The organism is Paenibacillus sp. H1-7, from assembly GCF_022354825.1.
Taxonomy (GTDB): Bacteria; Bacillota; Bacilli; order Paenibacillales; family NBRC-103111; genus Paenibacillus_S.
The window spans coordinates 3,985,533-4,003,502 of sequence record NZ_CP031168.1 but is presented as its reverse complement, the minus strand read 5'-3'; the positions used below and the strand labels follow the sequence as shown (position 1 = coordinate 4,003,502).

At 49.9% G+C, this 17,970-nt stretch carries 18 protein-coding genes and 1 riboswitch; of the genes, 1 reads left to right on the top strand and 17 read right to left on the bottom strand.

The window, feature by feature from the left end:
* Nucleotides 1-183: 183 nt before the first annotated feature.
* The 13 genes from DVH26_RS17720 to DVH26_RS17660 form a co-directional block, all read right to left on the bottom strand.
* Nucleotides 184-1,386: a DUF6807 domain-containing protein gene (locus DVH26_RS17720; RefSeq protein WP_239635089.1), complete on the bottom strand. Its 1,203-nt coding sequence runs from the start codon at nucleotides 1,384-1,386 to the stop codon at nucleotides 184-186.
* A gap of 157 nt (nucleotides 1,387-1,543) precedes the next feature.
* Nucleotides 1,544-2,020 carry a VanZ family protein gene (locus DVH26_RS17715; RefSeq protein ID WP_239635088.1) on the bottom strand — a complete coding sequence of 159 codons (477 nt, stop codon included), beginning with the start codon at nucleotides 2,018-2,020 and terminating at the stop codon, nucleotides 1,544-1,546.
* Between the two features lie 11 nt (nucleotides 2,021-2,031).
* A complete protein-coding gene (locus DVH26_RS17710; protein ID WP_239635087.1) occupies nucleotides 2,032-2,316 on the bottom strand; it encodes a GNAT family N-acetyltransferase in 285 nt (94 codons plus the stop codon).
* 359 nt (nucleotides 2,317-2,675) lie between these two features.
* Complete coding sequence (locus DVH26_RS17705) at nucleotides 2,676-3,083, bottom strand: GNAT family N-acetyltransferase (RefSeq protein ID WP_239635086.1); 408 nt, start codon at nucleotides 3,081-3,083, stop codon at nucleotides 2,676-2,678.
* An 85-nt stretch (nucleotides 3,084-3,168) separates the two neighbouring features.
* Entirely contained in the window at nucleotides 3,169-3,870 is a 702-nt protein-coding gene (locus DVH26_RS17700) for a 3'-5' exonuclease (RefSeq protein WP_239635085.1), read from the bottom strand.
* Nucleotides 3,871-3,882: 12 nt separating this feature from the next.
* Nucleotides 3,883-4,134 (bottom strand): GNAT family N-acetyltransferase, encoded by a 252-nt coding sequence (locus DVH26_RS17695; protein WP_239635084.1) that lies wholly within the window; start codon nucleotides 4,132-4,134, stop codon nucleotides 3,883-3,885.
* The gene (locus DVH26_RS17690; protein WP_239635083.1) at nucleotides 4,131-4,331 is read right to left on the bottom strand and encodes a hypothetical protein; all 201 of its coding nucleotides are present in this window, start codon (nucleotides 4,329-4,331) and stop codon (nucleotides 4,131-4,133) included. Before DVH26_RS17690 ends, DVH26_RS17695 begins: the two co-directional genes overlap by 4 nt.
* A gap of 47 nt (nucleotides 4,332-4,378) precedes the next feature.
* Entirely contained in the window at nucleotides 4,379-4,708 is a 330-nt protein-coding gene (locus tag DVH26_RS17685; protein WP_239635408.1) for a low molecular weight protein tyrosine phosphatase family protein, read from the bottom strand.
* A gap of 208 nt (nucleotides 4,709-4,916) precedes the next feature.
* The gene (locus DVH26_RS17680) at nucleotides 4,917-5,129 is read right to left on the bottom strand and encodes a DUF3977 family protein (protein WP_481857596.1); all 213 of its coding nucleotides are present in this window, start codon (nucleotides 5,127-5,129) and stop codon (nucleotides 4,917-4,919) included.
* Nucleotides 5,130-5,222: 93 nt separating this feature from the next.
* Entirely contained in the window at nucleotides 5,223-7,013 is a 1,791-nt protein-coding gene (atzF, locus tag DVH26_RS17675) for an allophanate hydrolase (RefSeq protein WP_239635082.1), read from the bottom strand.
* Complete coding sequence (uca, locus tag DVH26_RS17670) at nucleotides 7,010-10,657, bottom strand: urea carboxylase (protein WP_239635081.1); 3,648 nt, start codon at nucleotides 10,655-10,657, stop codon at nucleotides 7,010-7,012. Before uca ends, atzF begins: the two co-directional genes overlap by 4 nt.
* A gap of 26 nt (nucleotides 10,658-10,683) precedes the next feature.
* Nucleotides 10,684-11,334 carry an urea amidolyase associated protein UAAP2 gene (locus tag DVH26_RS17665; protein ID WP_239635080.1) on the bottom strand — a complete coding sequence of 217 codons (651 nt, stop codon included), beginning with the start codon at nucleotides 11,332-11,334 and terminating at the stop codon, nucleotides 10,684-10,686.
* Between the two features lie 54 nt (nucleotides 11,335-11,388).
* Complete coding sequence (locus tag DVH26_RS17660) at nucleotides 11,389-12,111, bottom strand: urea amidolyase associated protein UAAP1 (RefSeq protein WP_239635079.1); 723 nt, start codon at nucleotides 12,109-12,111, stop codon at nucleotides 11,389-11,391.
* 103 nt (nucleotides 12,112-12,214) lie between these two features.
* Nucleotides 12,215-12,343, bottom strand: a riboswitch (guanidine-I (ykkC/yxkD leader).
* 325 nt (nucleotides 12,344-12,668) lie between these two features.
* Here DVH26_RS17660 and DVH26_RS17655 point away from each other — a divergent pair.
* On the top strand, nucleotides 12,669-13,760 hold the full coding sequence (locus tag DVH26_RS17655; RefSeq protein WP_239635078.1) for a GerAB/ArcD/ProY family transporter: 1,092 nt from the start codon (nucleotides 12,669-12,671) through the stop codon (nucleotides 13,758-13,760).
* Nucleotides 13,761-13,933: 173 nt separating this feature from the next.
* Here DVH26_RS17655 and DVH26_RS17650 read toward each other — a convergent pair whose 3' ends face one another.
* The 4 genes from DVH26_RS17650 to DVH26_RS17635 all read right to left on the bottom strand — a co-directional run bounded on the left by DVH26_RS17650 (nucleotide 13,934) and on the right by DVH26_RS17635 (nucleotide 17,905).
* Complete coding sequence (locus DVH26_RS17650) at nucleotides 13,934-15,127, bottom strand: MFS transporter (RefSeq protein ID WP_239635077.1); 1,194 nt, start codon at nucleotides 15,125-15,127, stop codon at nucleotides 13,934-13,936.
* Between the two features lie 247 nt (nucleotides 15,128-15,374).
* A complete protein-coding gene (locus tag DVH26_RS17645; protein WP_239635076.1) occupies nucleotides 15,375-15,578 on the bottom strand; it encodes a hypothetical protein in 204 nt (67 codons plus the stop codon).
* Nucleotides 15,579-15,806: 228 nt separating this feature from the next.
* On the bottom strand, nucleotides 15,807-17,051 hold the full coding sequence (locus tag DVH26_RS17640; protein WP_239635075.1) for an MFS transporter: 1,245 nt from the start codon (nucleotides 17,049-17,051) through the stop codon (nucleotides 15,807-15,809).
* A gap of 143 nt (nucleotides 17,052-17,194) precedes the next feature.
* Complete coding sequence (locus DVH26_RS17635; RefSeq protein WP_239635074.1) at nucleotides 17,195-17,905, bottom strand: FadR/GntR family transcriptional regulator; 711 nt, start codon at nucleotides 17,903-17,905, stop codon at nucleotides 17,195-17,197.
* Nucleotides 17,906-17,970 lie beyond the last annotated feature (65 nt).

Genomic DNA, 17,970 nt, shown 5'->3' with positions numbered 1-17,970 from the left:
TTATACCTGCATGGGTCTGCAGACAACAGTAAGTTCAGTTATAATCATTTTCACTGAAGTTTGCCGCCTGTTATGAAATATACTCATACAAAAAAGCACCTCCGATTGTAAGTTGTAATTAACAATCGGGGTGCAGCTATTAGAGATTTCATATTACGGACGGACCACAATAAGATGCTATTGCTACAAAATCAGTTCAGCCGGCAGCTGCCGGATATATTCCTCATAGCGCTCCTTCACTTTGCCGCTAGTAACATCCCCTTGATGCAAATACAAACGATGCTTCATGCGCAGCGTACTGCCGCCAGGCACATCCATACCACCGCAAAAATGAAAATTCGCTGGAGTAAAAGGGCCGTAGTCACGGACAAACCATTGGGATGCATACGATTCATTCTCAGGATGGGAGAACATCGCGATTCCGGCATCCGTATCACGATAAACCGTTCCGCTATAATCAACCCACTCGGTTGATGTCCCGAAGATGCCTGCTTCTCCCCTGTTACCGTTCGCGGCGGTCAACATTCCGGTATGATGGCCGTTTATCTGCTCGTTAACACGGACGAAAGGAAACCCGCCCTCTTTCGTATCCCCGAATCGAACATCGCCGTTCACCGCATGCAGCTCCGTGCAAAGATCCACATACCTTGCCTCACGGGGCATGTTATAAATACGCACACTGCGCGTCTCGGTTAGCAGAGGCTGACTTTGTTCGCCAACCCACTCCACTTGCGACGTAATTTGTCCGAAGACAGGACCGCCGAACATAGCGAGAAACTTGCGATGAAGCTGCCGCCCTTCCCCGCGAAATTCGTGGTACACCTTGTGACCGTTCACATCGTCGTGTCCCCACCATAGACCGTGATGATGCAGATGATCGTCCGGAGCGTCCTGAATCAGCGTTTTCCCATTGGGTCCGATCATGGGGTAATAATACGGCTTTCCTACATAAAGCGAATACAGATATCGGGTGAACAATGCGCCCTGGACACTCACAACTACCCTCGCATTTTCCTCCTGATGATCAAGATACACCCCAGGCATGTGCTTCCAAGGATTGTTGGATCTCTCGATGAGTGCCGCCTCCGGCTTGGGCTTCTTGGCAAAAGAGAAGATCAGCTCCGAATTTTCATTCCCGGCTGGCCATTCCGTCAACAATAGATAGAGCGCCCGCTCTTCCCCCATCGCGTCAGGGGAGGCAGACATGGCTGTGCGGCTTAGCTGGCAGGCAAGCTCCAGACCGGACTCGTGAACAAGTAGTAGCTCCATGTTGCCGGTCCAATCCTCCAGCCGTTGAAATACAGCTTCTTCCAGCTCCAATCTCGATACGGTGGGAAGCGGAGTTTCCGGAGCACAGCTTAGCCTTACTTTGATTCCAATACTCATGAATCTATCCCTTTCTCTATTGATTATTGAGGCTTTCCAAACGATGGAAAACTTGTCACACCCATTGTAATCTTCACCATTTTTTCATACAACTAGCGATCTTGTGGAAAAATCCTCTGATATTGTGATCGTTCCATGGCTTTGCTCTCCAACGCATCTAGCGTTGATAACTCCGTCTTTGTGCTCTGTGTGAATGTTTTTTACCTAACATGACCCGGAATCCCATCCAACCAATGAAACAGCCCATCGTGTTTAGGATAATGTCGGCAATATCAAAAAATCCAACCAAGGTGACCAACTGAAACGTTTCGATTCCGACTATGCTGAGTATACAAATGAACAGCGTTCTTGAGAACGAACTGGAATTTTTTGTAACAATCGGAATCAGAAATCCCAGCGGAACGAAGACCACTGTATTTCCTATAATATTCCTATACGCAAAGGGCTCGTTTATATTTTTAAGATAGTAGGCTAGCGCTCTGAATGAAAAATCGTAATTATATATCCCTAATTCTCTGCCTGCTTTTATTCTGGCAATCGTTTCAAGTGCATCGCCAAATTTTATTACTACAAAAAGCAGCAGCATAACTACATAAACAATAAAGATCATCTTCCATAAGTTATTAGGACGCATAACATTTTTCCTCATTTAGCTGAATTTAGTGAACCTGATAACGGCTTCACGAATCGATATCCGGTTATTTGAAAGCCGAGCTTTTTGTAAAATTCATGCGCTTGCATTCGTTCGGGCTTTAGTCCGCTTGTCAAATATAGACTGCTGCATCCTTGCTCCAACGCCCATTTCTCCACATAGGCTATAAGCTGCTTTCCAATTCCTTTTCCTTGATAATCATGTCTTGCGACTAATGCCGAAATCTGCGCTGCCACCCCATCTGCCTCATAGTAATGCACGAGCCGAACGCCGATCATGCCAACGACCTGATCTTTTTTCGTTACTTTTTCCTGATTATACCATATATTAATCTTTTATTTCCTCTGTCGGTGTTTCACCCTCCTGCCTATGAATAGCGGTCAGTGGTTTTTCCATGTTAGAGTATAGAGCGGCGGCAAAAAAGAATACCATAACGCGAGAGATGGCGCATTAAGGTATGTACAATGGATTTTTATGATAGAATCGCATCTTGATAGACAAAAAAAAGAACTGCCGACGAGGCAATTCTTAAGTATTAAGATTCTGCAGTACTTGGAGATGCCAAAAGCCGGATGATTCAATAAGAGCAAAAAAAAGGACCGCTTCATGATGCTTCCCCCCGTTATGACACCCATAATCAGACTAAAGCCTTCTCCATTTGGATCGATATAATTGACTTTCCGGCATCCGTCGCTGTTATTCTTATATCAACCGGCTTAAATCCATGCTTATGATAAAATGCTAGACCCCGCGAATTCGTATTATGACAGTATAGCGTGAGCTTGTGCATACCATGGAGCTGACTTGCTTTTCTCATCATGGTGTTAAGTAAATACTCCGCCGCTCCTCTGCCTCTATATTCCGGTGAAACAATGACATTCCCAAGCCAGCAAGTCTGCTCATTTCTATCATACAGATTGGCATATGCAGCAACGTTCCCCGTGCCTTCCTCGATGACCACTGTGGGCTCAAAGCGGTTGGCAAGTAAACTAGTGATTTGATCGGGCGTAAGGGGGAACACGAACTTGGGACCAATATAAAACAACTCCTCAGCCGTTTGCGGAAAGCTGCAGATCGAATGTAAATCTGCATCGGATAAAGCTCTATGCGTGTAAATAAGAATCCTCTCCTTAAACAGTAGAATCGGTATGGCTGTTGTTTTCGTTCAAGTATATCGCGGGTATGATAAATCGCTTAACCCTTAATCCATCTCCGTCTATATGTAACGAAGATATCGATTTTTCCTTATATTCATTCAATATACCTAATAGAATTCTGCCAATAAGTATACAGTCGTCCAGAGCATCATGTCTCTTCAAATCGCTGGTTTGTATATGGTAATACCGGATTAAAAAGTCGGTCGATATTACGTCCTGTACATCCCGATGCAGGTTGGCAAAAAGCACTTTCGTATCCAAAACGGTATTGGTCAACGGGGGAGCATTATACGTTTCACAATATTTCTGAAGCATGGGCACATCATATTCATAACCGGCTTGCGTTACGAGAACGGCGTCCCCAATAAATTCTACAAAACGCTTATACACCTCCGGGAACTTGGGTGCATCGGCCATTTCCTGATTCGAAATGCCTGTCAGTTCTTCAATTGCTGCTGGAATAGGCTTGGACGATTGAACTAAGCTTTCGAACGGTGCAGCTGCATGAATGGTGCCGTTTTCTACTTTCACTGCGCCTATTTGAGTTATCGACTCGGTTGCAAAATCAATCCCGGTGCCTTCCAGATCGAATACGACAAAGGTACTGTTCAATAAATCACGGACTAGGACATCCTGGACAAGGTATTCATCCTTGGATAAAAAGGAAATGTTCATACGATCATCCTTTTACATCATACTCTTGATAAACCCGGTTTTCTTCCCTTTGACAAAACCTACATTTTCGTAAAACTGATGGATTTCCTCTTTTTGAGATCCTGTAAGCAGCATTAATTTGTAGCAGTTTGCCTCTGAAGCAAGCTCGATCGCTTTTTCTATGACCATTCGGCCAAAGCCTTGCCGTCTATACTCTCCGTGGGTCACTACATTTTCAATAAGAGCGTACGGTCTTGCGTTCCTTGTTAAATTTTTGATGATCACCAGAACACATGTCGCGACAAGGTTCCCTCGTGCTCCACTACAATAATGTTCATGCCGGGATCATTCATGATTTCTTGCCAATGCTGCAGCAGCTCCTCATCCGTTGTCAGCTCCGGATCGTTAGGCTGCAAATAGTTATAGAGCGTCAATAAGCTCTCCAGCTCGCTTTCTTGAATCAATCTGCTTTTTGTCGTCAACTTCCAATCCCTTCTTCCGTCAAAAATGTAACAAGGAGATCTTATATCTACTCCGGTATGTCGATATGCTCGGAAACTCTCGATTTCAAGACTTCTATTAAATCCTCATCCATAAACTGATAATCATCCTGGATATCGAGACAGATCACGTTCTTACCAGCCAATTTGTAGGGGAATTTGTCTTGAAGTCTTCTTATGTGCTTCTTCTCCATTGCAAAAATAAGATCGGCCCAGCCTATATGCCCCTCGGTAACCTTGATTCTTGCACTATCCTCTGTCCCGGCGGACTTGACCTCGTACCCGTTATATCCTTCAAAAATCTTCTCCGCAGTTAAACTCCGCCATTTATTGCGGCTGCAAACAAATAGTAATTTAATAAGTATTCACCTGTTCCATAATTTGTTGTTACGCTTACCATCTCTTATGAACATCTACCCAATAGCGTTACTCCGTATCTCCCCACAGTCCCGCTTCCCTTCACTATACCACTCGAGCCAATTTCCGGAAACAAAAAAAGAGACCCCAAAATGAATTTGGAGTCCTCGCAAGGTTCCTATTCCGTACCCGAAATACCTAATACCACCTTCAGTTTACGACTGGATTTAAGAGTAGTCTCATTCCTTCTTTGCTATCCCAAATAAGAACGCGTTTGCCCATCCAGATTCTTAAATAGACGGATTCGAACTTATTGGGAAAATCCATCCCTCGCCTCTCGAACTCGGTCCCGTCTTCCCGTTCATACTCGGTTCTCGCGAACCAGCGATTTCCTAATCCGATCTCGATATATTTTTTCACCATGCAGCGAGATGCAGCTCTTTTACTACCTTCGTTCCAATATTATGAAGGCATTGGATCCCTTTTACCAGCTTTATCAATGAAAAAAGGATCTTCTCAGGCTTCCGCCTGCCGCCAACCTCCGGAAGCCGTAATATCCTCCGCCCCTTCCGCTGCATAAGCCTCGCATACAAAACCAGGCACCTCCGAGCCGTCGGCAAGCTCGACTTTACCAATACCAAGCGGGGCCGGGATAGACGCGGCAAAACGGCCGAAGGAAGCAAGCGGCATTTCCCATACCTCCAAGCGGATCGAAGAGCCTCCCTCAGGCAGCTTGATTAGCCCTGGCTTGGCCGGTACCGTTGGCAGCTTGACGAACTGATACCGTGGAGCCGTCGACTCCTCGCGAATAAAGGCCGCGCGGCATTCAACCATCTGCTTCTCCAGCGGAAACCCGCGCATATGCAAGCCGCATACGGCTACGAGAGTCGTCGGTTCGCGGTCCGGCGCCGCACTCACCTGGTTCAGTCCATTCGGTTCAGCATGTCCGATAGGCGTCCCCCTGTTCATAAAACGCTCAGCAGCTCCGCAAACAAGCCCTTCATTCTCCGCTAACGCGAAAAGGGTAATGCCGAACGGCAACTGCTCCCCTGCATCTTCACCCGGTACGGCAGCTGCACACAAATCAAGCAAATTGCAATGATTCGTATATCGTCCCATGTCCCGATTCGTTGCGACCGGATCCTGCTCTACTTGCTCTCGGGACCATGTTCCGCCGGAGGTCGGCAGGACGAGAACAGCATCCTGAAGCAGCTTACGGGCTTCCAGCTTATACACTTGAAGGTCGTGCATCGCTTGAAAGACCGCCGTCGCGTCATATTCCGCCGATGTGGCGGAACGCAGCACAAGCTCCGTTACCTGGTTCGCTGCGCCGGGGTGAGCATCTAGGAAGCCGCCTAGTGCCGCCCAACGCTCCGCAACCCAAGGTCCTTCATACAAGATGGCCGCCGCCTTGGAGAACAATTCAATCTCAGCATATTCGATCGGAATACCTAGAGATTCCCACTGCGCAACAGAAGCATTCCAGGCATGCCGGTACTCGTCGGCAAAGGGACCGAAGAACGTCAATGCATGTTTCGGCAATATGATTTTGCCAGGAAGCTTCACAGCAGGTCCAGCAACCATTCTCGACCACGGATCGGAAGCCTCCAACCCTCTGGCAACGCTGTCTACGACCAGTGCATCTTCAAGGTTGCGGGCGAAAACCGTCACGCAATCGAGACTTGCGCAAGCCGGAACGACACCTTTCGTCGGCCAAGCTCCAAGACTCGGCTTATATCCGACGAGCCGGTTCAGCGCCGCCGGCACCCGGCCGGAGCCGGCAGTATCGGTACCAAGCGCGAAGGCGGCATGGCCGCGAGCGACAGCGACAGCTGAGCCGGAGCTGGAACCGCCGCTAATAAGCTCGGGGCGCAGCGCGTTGTGCGTCTCCCCATAGGGGCTTCTTGTGCCTACAAGGCCCGTGGCGAACTGGTCCAGATTCGTTTTGCCGACGGGGATCGCTCCGGCTTCGATCAGCCGTGCGACTACCGCTGCATGCTCCTCCGGGATAAAGGAATAATCAGGGCATCCTGCGGTTGTAGGCAATCCAGCCAGATCAATGTTGTCCTTGATTGCAAAAGGGATTCCCCACAATGGCGCTTTGGTCCGATCCATAGCATTCAGCTGGTCCAGATAGGGCCGAATCCACTCCATAGTAGGAGGCGTAATCCACAGGTTCATCTCCACATCTTCATTTGCACGCTGAATAATGTCGGAAATGACGGCTTCGGGTGTCGTCTCGCCATTCAAATACTGCTCTCTAAGTCGGCCTATGGACAAGGCGCCCGGCGCATCTTTCGTCTTCATTTGCTCAACACCTCTTTCTCCAGCGCAATTCCGGCTAGTAATTGACCTGCATGAACCTCGTCGCCAGGTTGGACGAAGACCGACTGAACATATCCGTCGCACGGAGCGAACTGCGGGAACTCCATCTTCATGCTTTCCTCGATAATGACCGTCTCCCCCTTCTTGACCAGCTGCCCCGGTGTGACGAGAACCTTCCATACGCTTCCCGGCATGGTGCAGCGGACTGCTACCGCACCTTCCGGGAGTTCCTCTTCCTCTGCAGCCTTGTCATGATCCTGTTCCGATACATATTCCGCCAAGCCGAGAGCCTTCCAGCTCTCCCGCTCCGCCTGGAACGAACGCTGCTGCTGCTCGCGGAATCGATCCGCACTTTCCTTGATGGATTCGAGGAATTGCAAATATTCTCCGAGATCGAACGTCGTTTCCGTAATGTCCGCCTCGTACCTTCCGCGCAAGAAATCTTCACGCAGCTTAAGAAGCTCATCGGCTCCTACCGGATAAAACTGGATCTGGTCAAAAAATCTCAACAGCCAAGGCTTGCCCGGCTGGAAGCTCTCGGTGGAGCGAAGCCGATTCCACATTTGGATCGTTCGTCCGACGAATTGATAGCCGCCGGGACCTTCCATTCCATATACGCACATGTAGGCTCCGCCGATACCGACTGCATTTTCCGGCGTCCATGTACGAGCCGGATTGTATTTGGTCGTTACGAGCCGGTGACGCGGATCAATCGGCGTGGCTACCGGCGCGCCCAAGTACACATCGCCTAAGCCAAGGACGAGATAGCTTGCATCGAATACAATGGATTGCACGTCATCGATACTGTCGAGCCCGTTGATCCGGTGGATGAATTCGAGATTGCTCGGGCACCAAGGCGCGTCAGGCCGGACTGTCTGCTGATAGCGTTGAATCGCGAGCTGTGTAGCGGGATCGTCCCAGGATAGCGGCAGTCGGACTATTCGCGATGGGACCCGAATCGATTCCAACGGCGGCAGCTGCCTATCGATCTCCAGCACTTTGCGGCAAGCTTCGGTTACCGTCATTTGCAGCGGATCGATATGAATTTGCAACGAACGGATACCCGGCGTCAAATCAAGCACCGGTATGTCGCTCTTGGTTTGGATAGCTTCCATTAAGGCGTGTACTTGGAAACGCAGGAGTAAATCCAGCTCCAACCGGCCGTACTCAACCAGCAGATTTTGGTCTCCGGAGCAGCGAATGGTGATCGGGAATCGGCGATGCTCCGCTTCATAAGCTAACAAAGGATAATCCGGTGTTAGCTCCGTGTTAGATTCAAACTCATGTTTCGGCAGCGCCGATAGTTGAAGCTCCGTCCGTTTCCCTTCCCCGACGCCAGCTAAATATGCTTCCTGCACATGCCGCATCGCTTCAGCTTCCTGCAGCGTAACAAGCTGAAAGCGCACCTTGTCGCCCGGATGCAGCTGACCGAGCTTCCACAGCTCGGCAGTCGCTGTAGTTACCGGGCATACGAAGCCCCCGAGACTCGGCCCGTCCGGACCTAACAGGATCGGCATGTCGCCCGTCAAATCCAGCGTACCGATGGCGTAGGCATTGTCATGAATGTTCGACGGATGCAGCCCTGCTTCTCCACCGTCTTCTCTGGTCCACAGCGGCGCCGGACCGATTAGGCGCACTCCCGTACGGGAGCTGTTAAAATGCACTTCCCAGCTCGTATCCGTGAGCTGGCGCAAATATTCCGGCCGCAAAAACTCCTCCGTGCAATGCGGCCCCGGGATCACGCCTATCGTCCATTCCCTCGATACGGCCGGCCGATCCGCTGCGGTTAACCCGCTGTATACCGGGTTCTTGGCCGCCATCTTGCGAATACCGAGAACATCGCCGGTGCGCAGCGCCCGTCCGCCATGCCCGCCGAAGCCGCCGAGCGTGAACGTCGACGCGCTTCCGAGAATGTGCGGCATATCAAAGCCGCCGGCAACGAGCAAGTACGCGCGCATCCCCTCCTCGGCTTCGCCGAAGCTTAATTGCTGGCCTTTTCCGGCAAAGGCCGGTTTGTACATCGATACAGGCACATCATCCAGCGTCGCCTGCATGTCTGCTCCAGTAATACAAAACCACGTCTCCTGACGGAACCGGTAAGCTCCTCCGCGAAGCGTCAACTCGAGCCCCGGAGCGGAGTCGTCATTGCCAAGCAGCTTATTGCCGATTCGGAACGCCAGCGGGTCCATCGGTCCGCACGGCGGCACACCGACATCCCAGTGTCCCGTCCTGCCGGGATAGTCCTGTACCGTCGACTGAACTCCTCCGTCAACGACTTCCAGCGCATGCTCCGCCGGTTCAAAGCCGTTCAGCAGCTGCGTATACACATTGCCATCGAGCACATCCTTATCCTGAAGCAGCGCCTGCAAATATTGCAGGTTGGTCGTGATGCCGTACAGACGGGTTTGCTCGAGCGCTGCAGCTAGCTTGCGGATTGCATCCGCGCGGTTTGCGCCATGTACGATAATTTTGGCAAGCATAGGATCGTACAGCGAGGTTACCGTTAGACCGTCGCGTACCCACGTCTCGTTGCGGGCATCGTCGCAAAATACGGCGCGGTCCAGCTGACCGGCGCTCGGCCGGAAATTGTGCAAGCAATCCTCCGCATAAATGCGGGCCTGAATGCTGTGCCCCTGAGGCTGCCGAACCAGTGACGCCAAATCGCGCAGATTATCAGCTGCTTCCCGGATCATCCATTCCACCAAATCCACCTTCAGCACTTCTTCCGTTACGCCATGCTCTACCTGGAGTCTTGTATTCACCTCCAGGAAGTAAAATTCGCAGGTTTGCGGATCGTACAAATATTCTACCGTCCCGGCGCTGCGATACCCGACCTCGGCGGCCAACCGTTTGGCGGAATCGAGCATTTCCGCTCGAACATGCTCAGGCAGTAACGGAGCCGGCGTTTCTTCGATAACCTTCTGATTGCGGCGCTGTATCGAGCAATCCCTTTCACCGAGTGCGACAACCTCGCCGAACCGGTTGCCGAATATTTGCACCTCGACATGCCGGGCTCTTGCAATATATTTTTCCAGGAATACGCCGCCGTTTTTGAAATTGGTCTCCGCCAGCCGGCGCACCGAATCAAATGCCTCCCGCAGCGCCGGTTCGTCGGCGCAAACGCGCATGCCGATGCCGCCCCCGCCGGCCGTGCTTTTCAGTATGACCGGGTACCCGATCGACGCCGCTTCATTGACCGCTTCATCCAGCTCGGTTATAAGGGCGGTTCCGGGCAGCATCGGAACGCCGGCCTTCTCCGCTATTTCTCGCGCGGAATGCTTGAGCCCGAACATCTCCATCTGCTCCGGAGTCGGACCGATGAATACGATGCCCCTGTCACGGCATGTGCGGGCAAAGGAGGCATTTTCGCTCAGGAAGCCATAGCCGGGATGAATCGCTTCCGCACCTGTTTCAATCGCCTTTTGAAGTATAAGCTCTGCATTCAAATAGCTTTCCTTGACCGGCCCTTCTCCGATCGGCACCACTTCATCCGCATATTCCACATGAAGACTGTCTTGGTCGGCTTGCGTATATACCGCCACGGAGGCAATACCAAGCTTACGCAACGTCCGCTCGACCCGAACGGCTATCGCTCCTCTATTGGCAATGAGCACTTTGTTGAACATGATGACCTCTCCTCTCGGGGCGCTTGTTATTGATCCCAAATCAACAGCCGAATCGGCGTCGGGTTGTAGGCGTTGCAAGGGTTGTTTAGCTGTGGGCAATTGCTGATAAGGACCAGTGTCCGGCATAGCGATTTCAGCTCGACATAAGCACCCGGGGACGATACACCGTCTGCAAATTCAAGTCCGCCTTCCGGAGTTACCGGTACATTCATAAAAAAGTTCACATTCGGTGCGAGGTCTCGCTTCGAATAAGCTCCATCCCGTTTGGACAATTGCAGCATGAACGTATCCCGGCAATTGTGCATATGCAGCTTGTCGGGCGAATAGCGAACCGTATTGCTTTGAGCCGAGCACGAGCCTCCGAGCGTATCGTGACGCCCGCATGTATCGGCCACAATGGTAAGAAGCTCTTTGCCCGACTCCGTGCGCAACACGCTCCCCGCCGTCAAATAAATGTTGCCTTGACCGGCGATGGTCGATACGGCGCTATAGTGATCCTCCGGATGATCCGCATCGTAAAAGAGCGTATCCGCCGCCTGATTCCCTTCCAGATCGACAATCCGCAGCACTTGGCCCGGCAGCAGCTCCCTTGTCCATCCGTCTCCTGCCAGCACCGTTGTATCATAGATGGCCTCCTCCGCCTTGCGGGGACTTTCAACTCGATTAAATACAGCCATTGCAGCTCCTCCTTAACCATATTCGTTTGTGATTCGTCTCGATTTCCGAGTCAGTTACTTTCGCGGATACAGCGTGTAATACTCCCACGTATTCTCAAAGCAACGCCGGTTCTCCGGGCGGTAGTTTAAGCAAAAGTCCGATTCGTCCACAGGTGCCGACGAGCGAATATCAATTTGCACAGGCACGGACGGGTAGGCTGTTCTTGGATCCAACGGATTTGGAGTATTGGACAAAAGGATCAATGTGTCCATTTCGGTGCGCAATGTCACCGTCGATCCCTTGACGGCATGGTCAGTTACAAATCTCATATCTCCATGCTCATCGCAGTAAACCTTCGAGAACAGATTGACGACAGGCACCATGTCGCGCATACGCATTCCATTCCTGAATAACTCCACGGCAAAATTTTCTTGCCCGCTGCGAAGCCACTCATTACGAAGCTCCTGATATGTCGTCTCACCGTATTTGGCATCGGTAACCTGCCTCGTCGTGTAGCCGCTTATCGTATCGTGCCAGCCTAGCGAATCCTCGACGATACTAGCCAGGACACGGCCGTTATCGCTCATCAGCACATTGCCTCTCGTCAAATGGGCCGTATGCTGCGCCTTCAACGTATCCGGCATATTGTACCGTTCCGACGTGTCGTCAGCGTTATACAAGGCGAGCGAGACGTTCGCTCCCTTCTCCAAAGCGGTGAAACGAACCAGCTTGCCGCGACCTACAACGGCTGACCATTTCCCGCCTGGACGAATGGTTATACTCCATAAGCTATTCATTGATTTACCCCTCCCAATGGTTGTTTTGCGGCTGTTATCCTTAACAGTGCTTAAAAAAGATAAAATAAAAAGGAGATACCAACAGACATTACGTCTGAATGATATCTCCCAGGATTTTAGCCGTCCGTGTCGCTCCCCTTGAATCCTTGTACGTTAGACTCTCAAGAAACGGTTTACCCTCGGACCAGACCTGACATGAATGACTGTCAGCGGAACCCTAGTAAACTAAATATTCAATTTATGTCACTTAATATAACATCTACTTCATTGAAATGCAACTGATTTGTTATGTTTTATAACAAAAAAATATAAATTATCGCCTGAAACGGCTTAACATGCGCTTAGAATCCCCTGTTCCGGGCTATTGAAGCGCTCCTTTTCTCATAACGAATCCAAAATGGAATATGGTATCATGGATTAAAGCAGGTAACCTGACATGAGAGTTATAGTTAAAAATGAGGCTTGGACAGGGTAACAGCGCGTTTACAGCACCTCAATTCAGGTAACACTAGGCAAAGACTGGAAGCGTGTAGAATACGCCGGGATTGGAGGCTGCAATGATAGAAAAAGGTAAAATCTCCTCATTGCAGATGGGGATGCTGATGTTCCTTATGATCGGAGCGACGTCGACTCTTATCGTCCCTGCGATTACTGCGCAGCAGGCGGAGCGCGATATGTGGATATCGCCTATTTGGGGCTCCATTAGCGGATTTGTTGTTATCTCTGTGTCGTGGATATTGAACCGGTGGTATCCTCAATACACTGTCATTCAATACAGCATATCCATATTGGGACGTTATTTCGGCAGGCTCGGAGGCTTGCTCATCCTTTACTTCCTTATTCACGGAAATGCGTTAATAACTCGGGAATACGGCGAATTTATCGTCAGCTCTTTCTTATTACGAACTCCCAGCATAATTATTATGACAAGTCTCATTATTGTTTGTGCCATAGCGGTTCGATGCGGCCTCGAGGCCATAGCCCGTGCGACACAAATCTTTTTGCCTTTTATTTTATTGATCTTTTTGGGCATCACTATCTTGCTGATTCCGGATTTGAAGCCGTACCGGATGTTTCCGATTATGGAGAACGGCATCATGCCTTCGATCATAGGCTCCGTACTGCCGCATACCTGGTTTATGGAGTTCTTTCTTATTTCGTTTCTTTACCCCTATGTATCGGATCGGAGCAAGACGCTGAAATGGGGCTTTCTATCGGTTCTGGGTATGATGGTAATGATGGTCATAACCAATATCTCAAGTCTGTTTCTGTTCGGAAACTTAACCGGCTCCTTTCACTTTCCCGTATTCGAAGCGGCATCCTACATCAGCTTTGCCAATTTCATTGAACATATGGACGCCATAGTGATGGTCATTTGGGTGCTCGGGGGCTTTGTCCAAATCTCCTTATGGTACTATGCGCTGGCACTCGGGATAGCTCAATGGCTGAACCTAAACGACTATCGTCCGCTCGTCTATCCATTAGGGCTTGTTATCATTGTGACCAGTATTTGGGTTACTCCCAACTTAAACGAGCTGATTCATTTTTTCACGACAGACTCTCCTTTTTATTCGTTAGCCATCCTTATTCTTTATCCAGTAGGATTAATGGTTATTTCCATGATCCGCCGGAAAATGAGCAATGCATGAGCTTTTGCTTTGCCGTGACGACATGTGCTTTATGTGCCTACTGTTTCTCTGACTGTGATCATGCGGACAGGAGATCCTTTATCTGGTTGAAAACGTACATTTTCATTGAAAAACCCCTCGTCGGCGACAAGGGGCTTGACTGTTGAGAGAAAACGTCATCAGTGGTTACATTTTTACTTGGCCAGCGTAGTCTGCTGTCCGATGGCTCTTCGTTTCGACTCGGAGAAGACTCCGAACACTCGGCAAGCCAAATAAAAAGCGGCAGTGGAAGCGCCGGCTAACACTGCCAGCATAATAAACGAATGGCGGAAACCTAATTGAGCCGCAATAATGCCTCCGAACATGCCTCCAATAATTTTGCCCGCACTGAGCTGGATCACGGAATTCAGCATTTGACCGGTAGCCTTCAGCTCTTTCACTACGTTCCGGTTCACATATTCAGCAAGACACATATAGAACATGATATAGGTGCCTCCGTGCAGTACCCAGCTTAAAATATAAGTAAACGGCGTTAGAGCAAAGCCATACAAGCACCAGCGCAAAGTGTGAATCAATCCTGAAAAAAGCAATATGTTCCGGATACCGAAACGGTCATACACCTTTTGAAAGAAAATCATAAAAGGAAACTGCGTGAACGATCCGATCGCAAGACCGATTCCGATCACCTCCAAGCTGATTCCCTGCTCCTTGCTGTAAATCGCCTGAAAAGACCACAAAAATCCCATCGTTGTCGAAAGGATCAGCGTGTAGCCGTATAGGAGGATCAGAGGCTTGCTTTTGAGCATTTCCGTCATCTTGACCTTGTTCTTGCCGCTCTGATGCCCGGCCACCTTCGGAATTCCCAAAGCGATAAGGAAGCAGACGAGCATGATAAAGGATGTAACCATAAAGATCGAATCCAGATGTCTTGCGAACAACCATCCTGCAACAATGGAAATGATGGCGTAGCCTACCGAGCCGAATGTCCGGATGGTGGAGAAACGGACGATTCCTTTCGAGGACAGCTCCAATGTAATCGCGTCGCTGAGCGGATTGATGGCGATCTGGAACAAGCTGAACAAGGCCATCGCAACCAGCAGCGGCCAGAACAGCGTCCCTGCCCACGGTACCAGCCATACCGTTAATCCGGCGAACAGCGTACAGATCGTTAGCACACGGTTTTTCGTCTTAGATCTGTCCCCCGCCAGTCCCCATAAAGGCTGTGCGATCAATCCTACAACAGCACCGATAGACGTAAGGATTCCGATTTCCGTATGACCGATCCCCTGCTCCGTAAAATATACACCGATGTAAGAAGAGAACGATCCGGTGCTCATGTAAATAAAGGCATAGAAGATAGCTAAAATAATGACATTTTTATTTTGCATAAGCTTGGCCCGTCTTTCTTTATGTATTAAGTTTTAGATTACTCTCTACATTATAATCCACCTTGTCCCAAAATGGGGAAAAACCTTTTGCTGGCATGATGCAAATGTCGGAAAGGACTCCCTGCCGTCGGGCAGTATTGCGATTTTACAATAAAAAAACCGCATAAAGCTGCAATGGCGCAGCTCTATACGGAGTAAGCAGAAGGTGTTCTACACATTAGCTTAGTATTACCCGTTGTTCCATGAGTTATACTCTATTGCGTTCGTTGTTGTAATGCTGCCGCTTGTCGTCTTCCGGCTCCCCGATAAAATCTTCCTGGATGCGATCCATCATTTCCGCGACCGCATTGCTGATCATATCCGTCGAAGCACAATCCTCCTGATCAGCCGGAGTCGTTATGCCTCCCGCCGTATTCGTCGTTTCGTTATAGATGTCCTCTGGTTTTGTCACTGTCCGCCCCTCCTTCAATGCATTATTTTCTATATTTTGCCTTGGAGAACGGATCCTTATGCAGCCTTCCGCCTATCCGCCATGAAGCGATCAAAATGCGATCTTCACAGAGCTTCTACGATTTTGTTATCTATTGGAGATGAAGCAGTGAATTGTCGGATCCAATATTCGCTTGCCGGATCGCGACCTGCGAACGAATTGTTGTCTGGCTCTGAACGATTAACAGGATCAGCTGTTTACAGATGAGCTGTCCATAGCGGGTGTCTTTGTCCCTGTCAGCACTTCATCGGAAGGCAGCAGGATAGCCAACAGCCCGAGCAGCGGCAGGAAGGCGCTGACTCGAATGACTGTCTCCAGGCCGGCCGAATCGGCCAAATAGCCGAGTAATGCGGAGCCGATACCTCCGAGACCAAATGCAAGTCCGAAGAACAATCCTGCGATCGTACCGACTTTTCCCGGCAGCAGCTCCTGAGCGTACACTACGATAACAGAGAATCCTGACAGCAGGATGAGGCCTATACAAACGCACAAGACCATGGACCAGAATGGATTGGCAAACGGCAATGCGATGGAGAAAGGCGCCGTTCCCAAGATCGAAAACCAGATCGTATTGCGCCTGCCGAAACGATCGGCGAGTGGACCTCCCATAAAGGTTCCTGCCATCCCGGCTATGAGAAGAGCGAACAAATAATATTGAGCGGTTTGAACGGTCATCTGGAATTTATCCATCAAGTAAAACGCATAGTAGCCGGTCATGCTGGCCATATAAACGAATTTGGAGAACAGCATGAAAATCAGTACACCCATCGCCACAGCGACCGCTCCGCGCGACAGCCTGCTCTCGGTTGGGACAGCTCCGGCCGTTTTGTCCCGTTTTGTTGTATGTAGGTGATTCCCATACCAGCGGGAGATGGACATTTGGACGGCAATAGCCGTTATAGCAGCAACCGAAAACCAGAGAATGCTTTTTTGCCCCAACGGTATAAAAATAAGCGCAGCCAGCACAGGAGCAATGGCCTGACCGGTATTGCCGCCTAGCTGAAACAACGATTGCGCGAAACCTTTACGCGTACCGCCGGCCAAATGAGCTACACGTGACGATTCCGGATGCAGAACGGCTGATCCGATGCCTACCAAAACAACACATAGCAGCAGCAGCCCGTACGAAGACGCGAAAGCAAGTCCGACGATGCCGGCTAATGTAAATCCCATCCCGACAGGTAGCAAATAAGGCTTAGGACGAGAATCCGTATACCATCCAATAGCAGGCTGTATGATGGAGGCGGTCATGTTCAGAGTGAAGCCTATCCAGCCGATCTGAGCGAATGTTAAGTGCAGAGAATCGCGCAATACCGGGAACATGGCCGGAATGACGGATTGTATGGCATCATTCAACAAATGCACGATGCTGATAGCGAATAATACGGAATAAATGGTGGATGCAGGTTGACGCATTACAGCTTGATGGTTCATGATTTCTCCACTCCTATCGATAAAATACAGCATATTGATCCTATCATCTGATGTTTAATTATAAAAAAACATGATACTATTCCTAGCTGTTACAAAATCATAATGATACATCTTATCATCAGACGTTTATTCTTAAAAAAATATTATTTTTCTCCCATATGCTGCTGCAGCTCCAGCTTCGTCCCGTCCAAATGCTGAATGCTGTACATTTCCGCTGCATGGGGATCACGGTCTCGTATCGCCTCATATATTTTTTCGTGCTGAAGCGAATATTGATTTTTGGGCTCTGGATCTTTCATCAGGTTTTCCAGCGCTTGCCGTATGACGTCGGTAAATGTCCGATACAAATCCATGAGAACCGCATTTTTCGTTGCAGCCACTACAGCAATGTGATAAGCGATATCCGCGTCCAGATAGTCACTCATCTTGCCGTCTGCAAGCGCGTGCTGTCTGCGATCCAGAAGCTCCCGCATCGTGCGCAAGTCATCATCGTCCCGGCGAAGCGCAGCCAATCGGGCCGCCTCGAGCTCCATCATGCGGCGAACCTCGTATACTTCCAGAATTTCCGCACGGCGCAGCCGATAGTCGAGCGGCTCTTTCATCGTCTTCTGCTCGCAGACGAAGGTGCCGTGTCCTTGCTTTTTCTCAAGCAAGCCTGCATGCACAAGCACGCGCACCGCTTCTCGAATCGTCGAGCGGCCTACTCCGAATTGATTCATAAGCTCCGGCTCCGTCGGAATTTGCATCCCTGGACCAAGCTCTCCGAGCGAAATTTTCTTCTGAAGCTGTTCGACCACATCGTCGACGATTTGCTTGCGTTTCACCGTTTGAAACGACAGCGATCCTTTATTCATCTGATCATCTCCTGTTCATTATCTTAGTACGGATTGCGAATCAGAACAATTGGAACGTATGTTCT

Bases quoted from the DNA above. Each gene is read 5' to 3' on its own strand.
- DVH26_RS17720 (WP_239635089.1), bottom strand. From the start codon at position 1,386: ATGAGTATTGGAATCAAAGTAAGGCTAAGCTGTGCTCCGGAAACTCCG.
- DVH26_RS17715 (WP_239635088.1), bottom strand. From the start codon at position 2,020: ATGCGTCCTAATAACTTATGGAAGATGATCTTTATTGTTTATGTAGTT.
- DVH26_RS17710 (WP_239635087.1), bottom strand. From the start codon at position 2,316: ATGATCGGCGTTCGGCTCGTGCATTACTATGAGGCAGATGGGGTGGCA.
- DVH26_RS17700 (WP_239635085.1), bottom strand. From the start codon at position 3,870: ATGAACATTTCCTTTTTATCCAAGGATGAATACCTTGTCCAGGATGTC.
- DVH26_RS17680 (WP_481857596.1), bottom strand. From the start codon at position 5,129: ATGGTGAAAAAATATATCGAGATCGGATTAGGAAATCGCTGGTTCGCG.
- atzF (WP_239635082.1), bottom strand. From the start codon at position 7,013: ATGAAGACGAAAGATGCGCCGGGCGCCTTGTCCATAGGCCGACTTAGA.
- uca (WP_239635081.1), bottom strand. From the start codon at position 10,657: ATGTTCAACAAAGTGCTCATTGCCAATAGAGGAGCGATAGCCGTTCGG.
- DVH26_RS17665 (WP_239635080.1), bottom strand. From the start codon at position 11,334: ATGGCTGTATTTAATCGAGTTGAAAGTCCCCGCAAGGCGGAGGAGGCC.
- DVH26_RS17660 (WP_239635079.1), bottom strand. From the start codon at position 12,111: ATGAATAGCTTATGGAGTATAACCATTCGTCCAGGCGGGAAATGGTCA.
- DVH26_RS17655 (WP_239635078.1), top strand. From the start codon at position 12,669: ATGATAGAAAAAGGTAAAATCTCCTCATTGCAGATGGGGATGCTGATG.
- DVH26_RS17650 (WP_239635077.1), bottom strand. From the start codon at position 15,127: ATGCAAAATAAAAATGTCATTATTTTAGCTATCTTCTATGCCTTTATT.
- DVH26_RS17640 (WP_239635075.1), bottom strand. From the start codon at position 17,051: ATGAACCATCAAGCTGTAATGCGTCAACCTGCATCCACCATTTATTCC.
- DVH26_RS17635 (WP_239635074.1), bottom strand. From the start codon at position 17,905: ATGAATAAAGGATCGCTGTCGTTTCAAACGGTGAAACGCAAGCAAATC.